Origin of the sequence: Streptomyces sp. NPDC052012 (assembly GCF_040689265.1) — a bacterium.
Taxonomy (GTDB): Bacteria; Actinomycetota; Actinomycetes; order Streptomycetales; family Streptomycetaceae; genus Streptomyces.
The window spans coordinates 130,600-144,152 of record NZ_JBFAXA010000014.1; the positions used below are offsets into that span (position 1 = coordinate 130,600).

12 protein-coding genes are annotated in these 13,553 nt (G+C 70.5%); 7 read left to right on the forward strand and 5 right to left on the reverse strand.

All coding sequences use genetic code 11. The features are described 5' to 3' along the window. The first annotated feature begins 345 nt into the window (after positions 1-345). From groES to AB0412_RS22605, 3 genes are all read left to right on the forward strand, one after another. A complete protein-coding gene (groES, locus tag AB0412_RS22595) occupies positions 346-654 on the forward strand; it encodes a co-chaperone GroES (protein WP_029382138.1) in 309 nt (102 codons plus the stop codon). A 124-nt stretch (positions 655-778) separates the two neighbouring features. Continuing rightward, complete coding sequence (gene groL / locus AB0412_RS22600) at positions 779-2,404, forward strand: chaperonin GroEL (RefSeq protein WP_260825288.1); 1,626 nt, start codon at positions 779-781, stop codon at positions 2,402-2,404. 129 nt (positions 2,405-2,533) lie between these two features. Then, on the forward strand, positions 2,534-3,586 hold the full coding sequence (locus AB0412_RS22605) for a hypothetical protein (protein WP_366404351.1): 1,053 nt from the start codon (positions 2,534-2,536) through the stop codon (positions 3,584-3,586). 309 nt (positions 3,587-3,895) lie between these two features. On the opposite strand, the gene AB0412_RS22610 is transcribed toward AB0412_RS22605, so the two are convergent. The 4 genes from AB0412_RS22610 to AB0412_RS22625 all read right to left on the reverse strand — a co-directional run bounded on the left by AB0412_RS22610 (position 3,896) and on the right by AB0412_RS22625 (position 8,029). After that, positions 3,896-4,603, reverse strand: a complete 708-nt coding sequence (locus tag AB0412_RS22610; RefSeq protein WP_366404352.1) for an ester cyclase — start codon at positions 4,601-4,603, stop codon at positions 3,896-3,898. Positions 4,604-4,717: 114 nt separating this feature from the next. Continuing rightward, positions 4,718-5,491: an SDR family oxidoreductase gene (locus AB0412_RS22615; protein ID WP_366404353.1), complete on the reverse strand. Its 774-nt coding sequence runs from the start codon at positions 5,489-5,491 to the stop codon at positions 4,718-4,720. A gap of 79 nt (positions 5,492-5,570) precedes the next feature. Then, positions 5,571-7,175 carry a multicopper oxidase domain-containing protein gene (locus AB0412_RS22620; RefSeq protein ID WP_366404354.1) on the reverse strand — a complete coding sequence of 535 codons (1,605 nt, stop codon included), beginning with the start codon at positions 7,173-7,175 and terminating at the stop codon, positions 5,571-5,573. A gap of 173 nt (positions 7,176-7,348) precedes the next feature. Further along, entirely contained in the window at positions 7,349-8,029 is a 681-nt protein-coding gene (locus AB0412_RS22625; RefSeq protein ID WP_366404355.1) for an MOSC domain-containing protein, read from the reverse strand. An 80-nt stretch (positions 8,030-8,109) separates the two neighbouring features. Here AB0412_RS22625 and AB0412_RS22630 point away from each other — a divergent pair, with 80 nt between their 5' ends. Further along, the gene (locus AB0412_RS22630; RefSeq protein WP_366404356.1) at positions 8,110-9,006 is read left to right on the forward strand and encodes a LysR family transcriptional regulator; all 897 of its coding nucleotides are present in this window, start codon (positions 8,110-8,112) and stop codon (positions 9,004-9,006) included. 162 nt (positions 9,007-9,168) lie between these two features. On the opposite strand, the gene AB0412_RS22635 is transcribed toward AB0412_RS22630, so the two are convergent. After that, positions 9,169-9,504 (reverse strand): WhiB family transcriptional regulator, encoded by a 336-nt coding sequence (locus AB0412_RS22635; protein ID WP_260825280.1) that lies wholly within the window; start codon positions 9,502-9,504, stop codon positions 9,169-9,171. A 380-nt stretch (positions 9,505-9,884) separates the two neighbouring features. On the opposite strand from AB0412_RS22635, the gene AB0412_RS22640 reads away from it, so the two are divergent. From AB0412_RS22640 to guaB, 3 genes are all read left to right on the forward strand, one after another. After that, positions 9,885-10,496, forward strand: coding sequence for a response regulator transcription factor (locus AB0412_RS22640; protein ID WP_003948568.1), 612 nt, complete (start codon positions 9,885-9,887; stop codon positions 10,494-10,496). 678 nt (positions 10,497-11,174) lie between these two features. Next, positions 11,175-11,762, forward strand: a complete 588-nt coding sequence (locus AB0412_RS22645; RefSeq protein ID WP_260825279.1) for a sigma-70 family RNA polymerase sigma factor — start codon at positions 11,175-11,177, stop codon at positions 11,760-11,762. A 174-nt stretch (positions 11,763-11,936) separates the two neighbouring features. Next, positions 11,937-13,439, forward strand: coding sequence for an IMP dehydrogenase (gene guaB, locus AB0412_RS22650; protein ID WP_366404357.1), 1,503 nt, complete (start codon positions 11,937-11,939; stop codon positions 13,437-13,439). Positions 13,440-13,553: the final 114 nt, after the last annotated feature.

A 13,553-nucleotide genomic window follows, 5' to 3' on the forward strand; every position in this document is an offset into this window, starting at 1 on the left:
ACGGCTTTCGCGGCGGGCCAGGAAATCCAGCCCGTCCGGCGTTTGAGGACGAGGCCCGTCCAGGGCCGAAGCGGGGTCTGGGGGCGCAGCCCCCAGGGACGCTCACCACAACCCCGGCGGGCTGCACACACCGGCGCCGACAAGCGACCCATGGCCGACGCGCCGCAGGCATTTGGCACTCCGCTTGACCGAGTGCTAATCCCGGTCATAGTCTCGGCTCTGGCACTCCCCACTGGAGAGTGCCAACTACGCGACGGGCAGGTCCGGCACCCGCGACGACGGATCGACCTGGTCGCCACCTCAGACAGTTAACCCCGTGAGATCTCCGAAGGGGGAGGTCGGATCGTGACGACCGCCAGCTCCAAGGTTGCCATCAAGCCGCTCGAGGACCGCATCGTGGTCCAGCCGCTGGACGCCGAACAGACCACGGCCTCGGGCCTGGTCATTCCGGACACCGCCAAGGAGAAGCCCCAGGAGGGCGTCGTCCTGGCCGTGGGCCCGGGCCGCATCGAGGACGGCAAGCGCGTCGAGCTCGACGTCAAGGTCGGCGACGTCGTTCTCTACAGCAAGTACGGCGGCACCGAGGTGAAGTACAACAACGAGGAGTACCTCGTCCTCTCGGCCCGCGACGTGCTCGCGATCGTCGAGAAGTAAGACACCTCGTACCACCTCGAAGCATCTTTGCTCGAACTGCGCCCCTGGCCCCCGCATCCCATAAGAAGCCGGGCGCCCGGGGCGCAGTGATGTCACCCAGAATTCCGAGAGGGCTCCCGCTGCCATGGCGAAGATCCTGAAGTTCGACGAGGACGCCCGTCGCGCCCTCGAGCGCGGCGTCAACAAGCTTGCCGACACGGTGAAGGTGACGATCGGCCCCAAGGGCCGCAACGTCGTCATCGACAAGAAGTTCGGCGCCCCCACCATCACCAACGACGGTGTCACGATCGCCCGCGAGGTCGAGATCGAGGACCCGTACGAGAACCTCGGCGCGCAGCTGGTGAAGGAGGTGGCGACCAAGACCAACGACATCGCGGGTGACGGTACGACCACCGCCACCGTGCTGGCCCAGGCCCTGGTCCGCGAGGGTCTGAAGAACGTCGCCGCCGGTGCCTCCCCGGCCGCCCTGAAGAAGGGCATCGACGCCGCCGTCGCGGCCGTCTCCGAGGACCTGCTCGCCTCGGCCCGCCCGATCGACGAGAAGTCCGACATCGCCGCCGTCGCCGCGCTGTCCGCCCAGGACCAGCAGGTCGGCGAGCTCATCGCCGAGGCGATGGACAAGGTCGGCAAGGACGGTGTCATCACCGTCGAGGAGTCCAACACCTTCGGTCTGGAGCTGGACTTCACCGAGGGCATGGCCTTCGACAAGGGCTACCTGTCGCCGTACTTCGTGACGGACCAGGAGCGCATGGAGGCCGTCCTGGAGGACCCGTACATCCTCATCAACCAGGGCAAGATCTCCTCCATCGCGGACCTGCTGCCGCTGCTGGAGAAGATCATCCAGTCCAACTCCTCCAAGCCGCTGCTGATCATCGCCGAGGACGTCGAGGGCGAGGCCCTGTCGACCCTGGTGGTCAACAAGATCCGCGGCACCTTCAACGCCGTCGCCGTCAAGGCCCCCGGCTTCGGTGACCGCCGCAAGGCGATGCTGCAGGACATGGCCGTCCTCACCGGCGCCACGGTCATCTCCGAGGAGGTCGGTCTCAAGCTCGACCAGGTCGGCCTGGACGTGCTCGGCTCCGCCCGCCGCGTCACCGTCACCAAGGACGACACCACGATCGTCGACGGTGCGGGCAAGAAGGAGGACGTCGAGGGTCGCGTCGCCCAGATCAAGGCGGAGATCGAGACCACCGACTCCGACTGGGACCGCGAGAAGCTCCAGGAGCGCCTCGCGAAGCTGGCCGGCGGCGTGTGCGTCATCCGCGTGGGTGCCGCCACCGAGGTCGAGCTGAAGGAGCGCAAGCACCGTCTGGAGGACGCCATCTCCGCGACCCGCGCCGCGGTCGAGGAGGGCATCGTCTCCGGTGGTGGCTCCGCGCTGGTCCACGCCGTCAAGGTCCTCGAGGGCAACCTCGACAAGACCGGCGACGAGGCCACCGGTGTCTCCGTGGTCCGCAAGGCCGCCGTCGAGCCGCTGCGCTGGATCGCCGAGAACGCCGGCCTCGAGGGCTACGTCATCGTCTCCAAGGTCGCCGAGCTCGAGAAGGGCAGCGGCTACAACGCCGCCACCGGCGAGTACGGCGACCTGATCAAGGCCGGCGTCATCGACCCGGTCAAGGTCACCCGCTCCGCCCTGGAGAACGCCGCCTCCATCGCCTCCCTGCTGCTCACGACCGAGACCCTGGTCGTCGAGAAGAAGGAAGAGGAAGAGCCGGCCGCCGCGGGCCACGGCCACGGCCACGCCCACTGAGCGACACGCTCGTAGAAGGCCCGGCACCCCTCGGGGGTGCCGGGCCTTCGCCGTACCCGTTCGCGGAACCGCGCCACGGCCGACGGGGTCTTCCCACGCAGCAGTCGGAGCAGGAGGGGGAAGATCCGGATGAACCAGGTGCTCTACGGGGAACGGTCCCGGAACCCGCTGGCGCGAACCGTGGAACTCACCGAGGGCGGCCTCCGCAGAGGACTCTGGACCACCCCGCTGGACGAGCTGAACCTCGGCGCCATGGCCGAGGCCTTTCTGCGGGGGAGCTGGCTCGGCGGCGGTGGCAGCGAACGCCCCCTGTCGTCCCTGCCGCAGGACCGCGGAGTCGTGCCGGTCACCCGTGCGACCGGCACCACCACCCCGCTGAAGACACGTCAGGCCGCGGAATTCGCCCGCGCGCTGGGCGAACTGGCGGTGCGCAGGTGTGGCGGACCGGACCAGGTGTACGCCCTCGCCGCGCGGGCGCGGGCCGAGGGCGTACCGCTGTGGATCGCCCGACGGTACGCGCCGGGGCCCGCCGGCCCCGTGACCGTCGCCGTGGACCGGCGCTCGGTACGCGTGGACGTCTGGGGCCCGCACGCTCCCGCCGTACGGCTCAGGGCACCGCACGGCTACCTCGCCGACTCCGGCGAGCGGGCGCACGGCCTGGTCCTGACCGTCGGTGACGTCACCGCCCGGCTCGAACTGCGCAGGAAGCTCCGCAAGTCCAAGAGCAGGGTCGAGATCCATCTGCCCGACCGGCAGTGGACCCTGCGCCGGGAGAACGCGGTGAGCTCGTCGCTGCTGCGCGACGGCACCCGGATCGCACTCCTCACCCGCCCACCGCGTGGCGCGTCCCCCGCGCCCGGCACCGTGCTGCTCCCGCTCGCCGACGTGCACCACGACAGCCCCGACCCGCTCGACGCCGTCATGGCCCACGCGGTCGCGGTGTCCTTCGGCCTCGGCGACACCACGGGCGGGGCCAGGTTCCGCGCTGTGAGCTCCCGCCGGGACACCGAAGAGGACATCTGGGACCACCCCTGGTTCAGCAACCTCGGCAGGGACCGTCACGACAACGAACCCGGCGGCGGCGACGGCTGGGGCCGCGACGGCGGCGACGGTGGCGACGGCGGGGGAGGCGGCGGCGACGGCGGTGGTGGTGACGGGGGCGGAGGCGGAGGCGGCGAATAGCCGAGCCGAGGAACGGGGTCGCGCCGAGCCCGGTCCGGCGGGCCCCCGGGACGTACGGCGTTCGGGCCCACCTCGGGCGGAGTCAGTCCCGTTCCGGCGTCCGCCACCCCCGCCCGCCACTGCTGAGGATCGGACCAGCGCTCACGGGGAGCGGGGGCAGCCGGTTTCGGGGCAGCGGGCACCAGGCACCTCAGGGAGACGGCGGCGGACGCGGGGAAACCCACGCCGCGGCGTTCCGGGCCTCCCCTGACGACAGGCCCAGAATCCTGGTCGTCGCCTCTGACAACGGACGCGCCGTACCGGCGGGGATCACATCTCCGTCGGCTCCAGGGCCCCCAGTTGTGCCATCAGGCCCAGGCGGTCGTACTGCCACCAGCCCTCGGCGATCCTGCCGTTGCCGTCGAAACGGAAGATGGTCGTGCCGGTCATGGAGACCTTCCTGCCGGTGGCCGGGATGCCCAGGAACTCGCCCTTGTGCGTCGCCTCCCAGGACCACCGTGTGCACACCCGGTCACCCTGAGCGATCTGGTCCTCGATCCGGAGGGTGAAGTCGAAGCCGCTGCGCCACACGTCCATCTCGCGCCGGAAGTGGTCCAGGCCGATGAGATCCTGCTCGTTGGCGGGATCATGATCGTGGTAGTGCTCCGCGACCAGGCCCGCCATCGGCGACAGATCGCCCTTGCCGGCCAGCACCTCGAAGAACCGCCGCGCGGAGTCCGCGTTCAACTGAGCGTCCCGCACCACGTCCAGGTCCGTGAACGTCGGCGTCTCCTCACAGAGCTCCACCATCTCCCGGAAGATCAGATCCGTCTCCGGCAGCCCCGAATTGCGCATCGCCTCCTCGTACGACGGAAACTCCACGATCTCGACGACGTGCGCCGCGTCCGAGTGGTCCCTGCCGACCACCGCGTGCGTCGCCGTCCGTTTCCCCTTGGTCTGCTCGACCCACTTGTCCAGGAGCCGGTCCATCTCCTCGAACCGACTCGTCCTGCAGTCGATGAGCTGTACGAAGGTCATGCCGCCAACCTCCGGCCCCCCTGGGTCCGGATACTGTCAGCACCCATCCTCCCACCGGGTCGCCGACCCCACAGCTCGCCGAGGCGGAGCGGGACGGGGACGGGCACCGGTCCGCTACTGCGGCCCGTACTTGCGGCCGGTCCGTGAGGAGATGCCGCCCAGCATGCCCCGCGGCACCAGCTTCGCCGCTCCCATGAGCGTCTTGTAGCGCGGGTCAGGGATAGACACCGTCTTGCCGCGGGCCAGATCGGCCAGGGCCGCCGTCGCCACCTTGTCCGCGTCCAGCCACATCCACTTCGGGATGTTGTCCGTGCCCATCCCGGCCCGGTCGTGGAACTCGGTGCGCACGAACCCCGGGCACAGCGCCATCAGCCGTACTCCGCTGTCCGCCAGGTCCTTCGCCGCCCCCTGGGTGAACTGCACGACCCACGCCTTGGACGCCCCGTACGTCCCGCGGGGTACGAACGCCGCCACCGAGGCCACGTTCACGACACCCCCGCGACCGCGCTCCCGCATCGCCTCCGCCGCTGCCGAGGTCAGCCGCAGCACCGCCTCGCAGTGCACCTTGAGCATTCTCAGCTCGTCGGCCATGGGCACGTCCAGATAGCGTCCCTTGTTCCCGAAACCGGCGTTGTTGATCAGCAGGTCGACAGGATTCTTCCGGTCGCGGAGCCGGTCGGCCACCGCCTCGATGCCGGTGTCCTCCGCGAGGTCGGCGGTCAGCACCTCCGCCTCGATCCCGTGCCGGTCGTGCAGCTCGGTCGCCTGCTCCCGCAGCCGGACCGTGTCGCGGGCCACCAGCACCAGGTCATGTCCGTCGGCCGCCAGCCGCCGCGCGAACGCGGCACCGATCCCCGCCGTCGATCCCGTAATCAGAGCCGTTGTCATGGCGCAAGAGTAGGTCCCCGGAGCGGAGTGGTCCGCTCACGCCGCCGCCTGTGCCGGGGTGCACCGGAGCCCGCCCGGCTCAGTCCGCCTCCTCTCCGTGCTCCTGCCGGCCCCCGTGCCCCGCGTGATCCGGCGGACCGCCGGCCGACCGGCCCTTCTCGACCACCACGAACTGGCCCATCATTCCCTCGTCTTCGTGGTACAGCAGATGGCAGTGATACATGTACGGCGTGTCCGGGTCGGCCGGGCCGGTGAAACGAAGCGCCAGCTTCATCGTGGTGCCGTGCGGGACGAACACCGTGTCCTTCGGCCCGCGCAGAGCCGGCGGCGGAGCCTTCCCGTTCACCTCCATCACGCGGAACTGCACATCGTGCACATGGAAGTTGTGCGGCATGCCGTTCGAGTTGCGTATCGTCCACACCTCCGTGGCCCCGCGGGTGACGGTCTCGTCGACGCGCCCCATGTCCATCTCCCGGCCGTTGATCCCGGACAGCTTCAGATCGAAGTGCCTCCCGCGCACGGCCTGTTCACCGTCGGGCAGCTGCGAGGCAACCAGCGCGGCGGGGACCTCCGGGGACGACCGCAGCCGCTCGGCCGCCCGCAACTCCAGTACGTCGAAGGTGTCGTCGCCCCCGCCGAACCGCCGCTGCCACGCGCCCCCGTAGTTCTCCTGCGGGAAGCTGCGGAGCATCACCCGCTCACCCGGTTCCATGCGCACGACGATCTCGGCGCGTTCACCCGGCGACAGCTGTATCCGCTCCATGACGGCGGGCCGCTCCAGCAGGCCGCCGTCCGTGGCTATCAGGGAGAAGCCGCGGTCGTCGGGGAACCCGAAGGCGTAGGTGCGGGCGGTGGACGCGTTGAGCAGCCGCAGCCGTATCAGCTCGTCGTGGATCTGCCGGTAAGGGCGCAGGGTGCCGTTGACCATGGTCTCGTCGCCGAGGAAACCCACGTTCTGCATCAGCCCGCGGTCGCCCGCCAGCCGCGGGCCGTCGAAGCGGACGTCCTGCACGACGACCGGCAGATCGTCGACGCCGTACCGCTTCGGCAGCGGCAGGCGCGCCGACTTGTCGTCGTCGAGGAGGAACAGACCCGCCAGCCCGCGCCGGACGTGGTCCTCGGTCCTGCCGTGCGGATGCGGGTGGTACCAGAGCGTCGCCGCCGGCTGGTCCACCGTCCACCGCGGACTCCATGTGGCTCCCGGGTCGATCATCTGGTGCGGGCCGCCGTCCATGCGTGCCGGCAGATGCATGCCGTGCCAGTGGACCGAGGACGCCTCGTCCAGACCGTTGTCGACCCGCACCCGTACCTTCTCGCCGCGTTTCGCGCGCAGCGTCGGGCCGAGATAGGAGCCGTTGAAGCCCCAGGTCGGCGTCTTCACCCCGTCCCGGAACTCCGTCTCACCCGCCTGCATCCGCAGGTCGAAGACCCGGGTGCCGTCCTTCTCGACGGCCGACTCGGCCAGGGGCGGTATCGCCAGGGCGTTGTCGAACGGCGCCTTGCCTGCCGTGTTCACCTTCGCGTCGGTCCACAGCCAGGCGAACAGGGCGCCCACGGCCACGGCCACCGTGGTCACCAGTGAGCCCAGCACGATGACAAGGCGCTTCCAGCGGAAGGCGCGGCGCGGTACACCGGGCGGATCTCCCCCGTCCGGTGCCGCGTGGTGCGACGTGTGGCGAGTCATGCTTCGAGCCTCGTGGATCATGACCCGCCGGTCATCGGGGAACTGCCCCGACCCGCCCCTGAGCCAACCCCCGCGGGACGCCGGGGGTTTCCCCCTAGGAGCCGTGCGGCACTTGGCCGAGGGCCGCGATGTCCCTCCCCGAGGCTCGACTCGGACTCAGAACGGACGATTGGTCAGTTCTGCTTCGCCTCCCCGTACTTCTCCATCCATGTCCGTGCCGCGGCCAGCGACTCCGGGTGCAGTGCCTCGCCCGCCGCCAGCAGGCGAGGCAGCAGCGTGCGCTCCGTCGTCATGGCCCGGAACTGCAGGGCGACCGTCACCTCGTGATCGGGCCGGTGCAGGACCCGCACCTCGTCACCCGCCCGTATCTCACCGGGCCGGATCACCCTCAGGTACGCGCCCGGCGCTCCCCGCTGCGTGAAGCGCTTCACCCAGCCCTTCTCTCCGATGTGGCCCTGGAAGGTCAGGCAGGGGATGCGGCCGCTGGTGATCTCCAGTACGACCTCGGGGCCGATACCCCAGCGTTCACCGATCCGGGCGCCGGACACGTCGATCCCCTCCGTGGTGAGGTTCTCGCCGAACGCGCCGTTCGCCAGCGGGCGGCCCAGCTCGCGCTCCCACACGTCCAGGTCCTCGCGGGCCACGGCGTAGACGGCCTGCTCGTCGCCTCCGTGATGCCGCGTGTCGCACACCGCGTCACCGGCCAGCCCGCCGGCGCCCGCCCCCTTCGCTCCCGGCGCCGCCACCCGCACCGGCCCCTCCACGGGCCGCTTGTCGATTCCGGTCAGGCCCTCCGGCTGGTCGGTGTACGGCACGGCCTTCGGGCGCCCGAGGTTCACAGAGAGAAGCTTCATGGGCCGCACGGTAAGCGACGGCGGTCAAAGCGTCGACGCATTATTCGGCGTCGCATCAAAGGACCCCTTATCCTTGAGGGGTGATCGAAGCCCGTCATCTCCGTGTGCTGCGTGCTGTGGCCGCCACCGGCTCCTTCTCCGCCGCGGCCCGCGAACTGGGCTGCACCCAGCCCGCCGTCAGCCAGCAGATGAAGGCGCTCGAAGGGTCCGTCGGCACGCCTCTGCTCATCCGCAGCGGCCGCGAGATGCGTCTGACCCAGGCCGGTGAGGCGCTGGTGCGGCACGCCGCCGGGATCCTCGCCGGACTCACCGCCGCCGAGGAGGAGGTGGCCGCCATCGCCGGGCTGCGGGCGGGACGGGTCCGGCTGGTCTCGTTCCCGAGCGGCAGTTCCACGCTCGTGCCGACGGCCCTGGCGGCCCTGCGCGACGCGCACCCCGGCACCCGCGTGTCCCTGGAGGAGGCCGAGCCGCCCCGTTCCGTGGAGATGCTGCGCGAGGGGGACTGCGACGTGGCCCTCGCCTTCCGTTACGAGGGAGCGGCCGGCGCCGAGGAGTGGGACGACCTGGTGGTGCGCCCGCTGCTCACGGACCGGCTCGTCGGGCTCGTGCCCGAACGGCACCCGCTGGCCCGCGCCCGGTCGGTCGCGATCGGTGAGCTCGCCGAGGAGCCCTGGATCGCGGGCTGTCCGCGCTGCCGGGGGCAGTTGGTCGAGGTGTGCGAGTCGGCCGGTTTCACGCCACGCATCGATTTCGCGACCGACGACTATCCCGCGGTGGCCGGCCTGGTCGGCGCCGGCCTCGGTGTCGCCGTACTGCCGCAGCTCGCGATCGAGTCCGTGCGGCCCAGGGGGGTGCGCACCGTCTCCCTGGAGCCCGCCGTGCGGCGGGAGATCGTCGCGCTGACTCTCCCCGACCTCGCCCAGGTGCCGGCGGTCACGGCGACGCTGGACCAACTGGCGCGGGCGGCCACCCGGTAGCGGGGTCCGGCACCGGCGGCCGTGTCGCGGCGTGGAACGGGTGCCGTGTCGCGGCGTGGGGCGGGTGACCTCCCACGATCACCTCCCGTCCCAGCCCCTTGTGACCACCTCCGGCGAAAAAACAAGGGCACGCGTGCGTGCCCGATGTGCAGAAACGTTCCTTCAGGTGTTCGAAGCCGCGTGCTCGCCGGCTGTCGACGCCGATGCCGACACCAGCCGGTTCCGCGCCCGGCCCATCAGCTCTTCGCGCTCGTCCTCGGTCAGGCCGCCCCACACGCCGTACGGCTCGCGCACCGCCAGTGCGTGGGCGGCGCACTCGGCGCGTACCGGGCACCTCATGCAGACCTCTTTGGCCGAGTTCTCGCGAGCACTTCGAGCCGCACCACGCTCGCCCTCCGGGTGGAAGAAGAGCGAGCTGTCCACCCCGCGGCACGCAGCCAGGAGCTGCCAGTCCCACAGGTCCGCGTTCGGTCCGGGAAGGCGGGAGAAATCTGCCATTGCGTGACCCCTTGTAGCCGTTCTGGGCGGATCCGGTGTCCACGACCGTACAACTACGATCCAAGGAGATGAAAATATGACTCATTGCGAATCTAGCTCCAGACACTGGCAAACGGGAAGAAAAGGGTCTGAATGGGGCATGGGTTGTGATGAAAGGTTGAGGGTCTGCCGCGCGTATCTGCACCGTGTCCGCCTCCTCACGTAGAGTGCCGAAGATGGCAGACGGCCCCGTAACTCTTTCGAGTGACCGTCGTTGAGAGTGCGAGGCGGTTGAAGGAACAAGCGCTCGGGCAGGCGTCCGAGACGGTCGACCGCACAGGTGACGATTTCGTACCAGCCTGGAGGCTCAAGGTGACGCGCATCAGCTGCGGAGGGCGGCCATGACTTCCGTCCTCGTCTGCGACGACTCCCCGCTTGCCCGAGAGGCGCTCCGCCGCGCGGTCGCGACCGTGCCCGGCGTCGAGCGCGTGACGACGGCTGCCAACGGCGAGGAAGTCCTCCGCCGCTGGGGCGCCGACCGCTCGGACCTGATTCTGATGGACGTACGCATGCCCGGTCTGGGCGGCGTGGAGACCGTCCGGCGGCTGCTGTCCGCTGACCCCGGCGCCCGCATCATCATGCTGACCGTCGCCGAGGACCTCGACGGCGTGGCCCTCGCGGTGGCCGCCGGCGCCCGCGGCTATCTGCACAAGGACGCCTCCCGCGCGGAGCTGCGCGCCACGGTGACACAGGCTCTCGCCGACCCGACCTGGCGGCTCGCCCCGCGTCGGCTGCGCTCCGCCGAGATGGGCGCCGCGCCGACGCTCACCGCGCGTGAGATCCAGGTGCTCGAAGGGATGAGTCACGGCCGCTCCAACGCGGAGATCGGCCGTGAGCTGTTCCTCTCCGAGGACACCGTCAAGACGCACGCCAGGCGGCTGTTCAAGAAGCTCGGCGCGTCGGACCGGGCGCACGCGGTGGCGCTCGGATTCCGGTGGGGTCTCGTGCGCTAGGGCCTGTCCTTCGGATCGGACCGGCCGCGGCGCGTGCCGCGGAGCGGCTGCCCGTGAGGCGGCTCCCGGCGAGCGGGGGCATGTGGATGCCCCCGCCCGGGCGGTACGCGTGCGTGGCGCCGCCGAGGACGGGCGGCGCCTTCGGTGACGGCTTCCGGCCGCACGTGGTCTCGCCGCCCGGTTTCTCGCGGCACGCGCGTATGCGGTGCACGGTCTCGTCGTACGAGCCCTGGCCGGAGGCGATGCCGTGCGAGCCCCGGACCGGCACGGTGTCGCCGTACCGGTCGCGGCCGTGCGTGATCCCGTCGTGGGCGTCCCGGCAGCGCGAGGTCTCGCCGTACGTGCCGTGCGAGCGAGGGCCGCGCCCCGGCCGGACGCGTACCCGGACCCGCGGACCCCGATCCATCCGAACGACAGGTCCGATGACCGGCCGCGCGCTGTGCGCGGAGGGCGCCGAAAGCCCCGCCCACCAGGGCTTCGGCGGTGGTCGCCGGATGCCCGCTGCTCGTTTCGCCGCGGATGCCGCATCCTTGAGGTGTGGAGTTCCTCGGGGACGAGTCGGTCGAGCGGAAGGGGAGGGCGCAGGGGATGAGTTCCGGCGCACCTGCTCATAACGCTTCGGTGCACAACAAGGGACGCGGTGCCGCGGACCCCGTGTCCGCAGGGCACCATGGACCGATGCGCGACGACGAGGCGGGCACTGCCCAAGGGGCGATCGGCGCGCTCGTCCACCGCGCCGTCGACGGGGACGAGCAGGCCACGCACGATCTGCTCGCTCATGTCCACCCCCTGGCGCTGCGCTACTGCCGCACCCGGCTGTCCCGGCTTCCCGGTGACGCCCGGCACTTCGTCGAGGACCTCGCCCAGGAGGTCTGCGTGGCGGTGCTGCTCGCTCTGCCCCGCTACCGGGACACCGGGCGCCCCTTCGAGGCGTTCGTCTTCGCCATCGCCGCCCACAAGGTCGCCGACCTGCAGCGCGCGGCGATGCGGCACCCGGGCTCCACGGCCGTGCCGTCCGACGAGATGCCCGAGCGCCCCGACGACTCCCTCGGCCCTGAGGAGCGCGCCCTGCTGAGCAGCGACGCCGAATGGGCCAAGAAACTCCTCGCCAACCTGCCCGAGAACCAGCGCGAGCTGCTCCTGCTGCGCATCGCGGTCGGCCTCACGGCGGAGGAGACTGGACAGATGTTGGGAATGTCACCCGGCGCCGTCCGGGTGGCGCAGCACCGGGCGCTGAGCCGGCTGCGGGCCCTGGCGGAGCAGTAACCGCCGCTGCCTCACCGCGTCTTGGACACCCTGCGTTCGGCGAATGAACCGGCGCACGACCGTTTCCGTACGAATCTACGAAGCCCGGAGCCGTGCGAAACCGTGGAATGAGACACCCACGCTTCCCGTTAGCATGGACATCCGCACCGATCAAGGCCATTTGGGGAAGGTGTCATGACTGCAAACGTCGACGGAGTGCCCGGAAAATTCGCGACACTCGGGCTGACCTACGACGACGTGCTGCTGCTGCCGGGCGCATCCGAGGTGCTCCCCAACGCGGTCGACACCTCGTCCCGCATCTCCCGCAATGTCCGGGTCAACATCCCGCTCCTGTCCGCCGCCATGGACAAGGTCACCGAGTCGCGCATGGCGATCGCGATGGCCCGTCTGGGCGGCGTCGGTGTCCTGCACCGCAACCTGTCCGTCGAGGACCAGGTCAACCAGGTCGACCTCGTGAAGCGGTCCGAGTCGGGCATGGTCACCGACCCCATCACCGTGCACCCGGAGGCCACGCTCGCCGAGGCCGACGCGCTGTGCGCCAAGTTCCGGATCAGCGGTGTCCCGGTCACCGACCCGGCCGGCAAGCTGCTCGGCATTGTGACCAACCGCGACATGGCCTTCGAGAGCGACCGCAGCCGCCAGGTGCGCGAGGTCATGACCCCGATGCCGCTGGTCACCGGCAAGGTCGGCATCTCCGGTGTGGACGCCATGGAACTCCTGCGCCGGCACAAGATCGAGAAGCTGCCGCTGGTCGACGACGAGGGTGTCCTCAAGGGCCTGATCACGGTCAAGGACTTCGTCAAGGCGGAGAAGTACCCGAACGCCGCCAAGGACGCCGAGGGCCGCCTGCTCGTCGGCGCCGCCGTGGGTGCCAGCCCCGAGGCCCTGGAGCGCGCCCAGGCGCTCGCCGAGGCCGGTGTGGACTTCCTGGTGGTCGACACCTCGCACGGCCACAACAGCAACGCCCTCAGCTGGATGTCGAAGATCAAGTCGAGCGTTTCCGTCGACGTGATCGGCGGCAACGTCGCCACGCGCGACGGTGCGCAGGCGCTGATCGACGCCGGTGTCGACGGCATCAAGGTGGGCGTGGGCCCGGGCTCGATCTGCACCACGCGCGTGGTGGCCGGCATCGGTGTCCCGCAGGTCACCGCGATCTACGAGGCCTCCCTCGCCGCCCGCCCGGCGGGTATCCCGCTGATCGGCGACGGTGGTCTGCAGTACTCCGGCGACATCGGCAAGGCGCTCGCCGCCGGTGCCGACACGGTCATGCTGGGCAGCCTGCTCGCGGGCTGCGAGGAGTCGCCCGGCGAGCTGCTCTTCATCAACGGCAAGCAGTTCAAGTCGTACCGCGGCATGGGCTCGCTCGGCGCCATGCAGTCGCGCGGCCAGGGCAGGTCGTACTCCAAGGACCGCTACTTCCAGGCCGAGGTCGCCTCCGACGACAAGCTCGTGCCCGAGGGCGTCGAGGGCCAGGTGCCCTACCGCGGCCCGCTGGCCAACGTGCTGCACCAGCTCGTCGGCGGTCTCCGCCAGACCATGGGCTACGTGGGCGCCGCCACCATCGAGGAGATGGAGTCCAAGGGCCGCTTCGTGCGGATCACCTCGGCGGGCCTGAAGGAGAGCCACCCGCACGACATCCAGATGACGGTCGAGGCGCCGAACTACAGCAGCAAGTGACACGCACGTACGAGCAGCGAGTGACACGCACGCGCGCGTGAGGCGTACGACAGGGGCGGCCCCGGAGCACCGGGGCCGCCCCTGTCGTACCCGTCGGGGATACTGGAAGGCGCT

Excerpts from the sequence above, each read along its gene's own strand:
- groL (WP_260825288.1), top strand. The coding sequence starts at position 779 with ATGGCGAAGATCCTGAAGTTCGACGAGGACGCCCGTCGCGCCCTCGAG.
- AB0412_RS22605 (WP_366404351.1), top strand. The coding sequence starts at position 2,534 with ATGAACCAGGTGCTCTACGGGGAACGGTCCCGGAACCCGCTGGCGCGA.
- AB0412_RS22610 (WP_366404352.1), bottom strand. The coding sequence starts at position 4,603 with ATGACCTTCGTACAGCTCATCGACTGCAGGACGAGTCGGTTCGAGGAG.
- AB0412_RS22615 (WP_366404353.1), bottom strand. The coding sequence starts at position 5,491 with ATGACAACGGCTCTGATTACGGGATCGACGGCGGGGATCGGTGCCGCG.
- AB0412_RS22620 (WP_366404354.1), bottom strand. The coding sequence starts at position 7,175 with ATGACTCGCCACACGTCGCACCACGCGGCACCGGACGGGGGAGATCCG.
- AB0412_RS22625 (WP_366404355.1), bottom strand. The coding sequence starts at position 8,029 with ATGAAGCTTCTCTCTGTGAACCTCGGGCGCCCGAAGGCCGTGCCGTAC.
- AB0412_RS22635 (WP_260825280.1), bottom strand. The coding sequence starts at position 9,504 with ATGGCAGATTTCTCCCGCCTTCCCGGACCGAACGCGGACCTGTGGGAC.
- AB0412_RS22640 (WP_003948568.1), top strand. The coding sequence starts at position 9,885 with ATGACTTCCGTCCTCGTCTGCGACGACTCCCCGCTTGCCCGAGAGGCG.
- AB0412_RS22645 (WP_260825279.1), top strand. The coding sequence starts at position 11,175 with ATGCGCGACGACGAGGCGGGCACTGCCCAAGGGGCGATCGGCGCGCTC.
- guaB (WP_366404357.1), top strand. The coding sequence starts at position 11,937 with ATGACTGCAAACGTCGACGGAGTGCCCGGAAAATTCGCGACACTCGGG.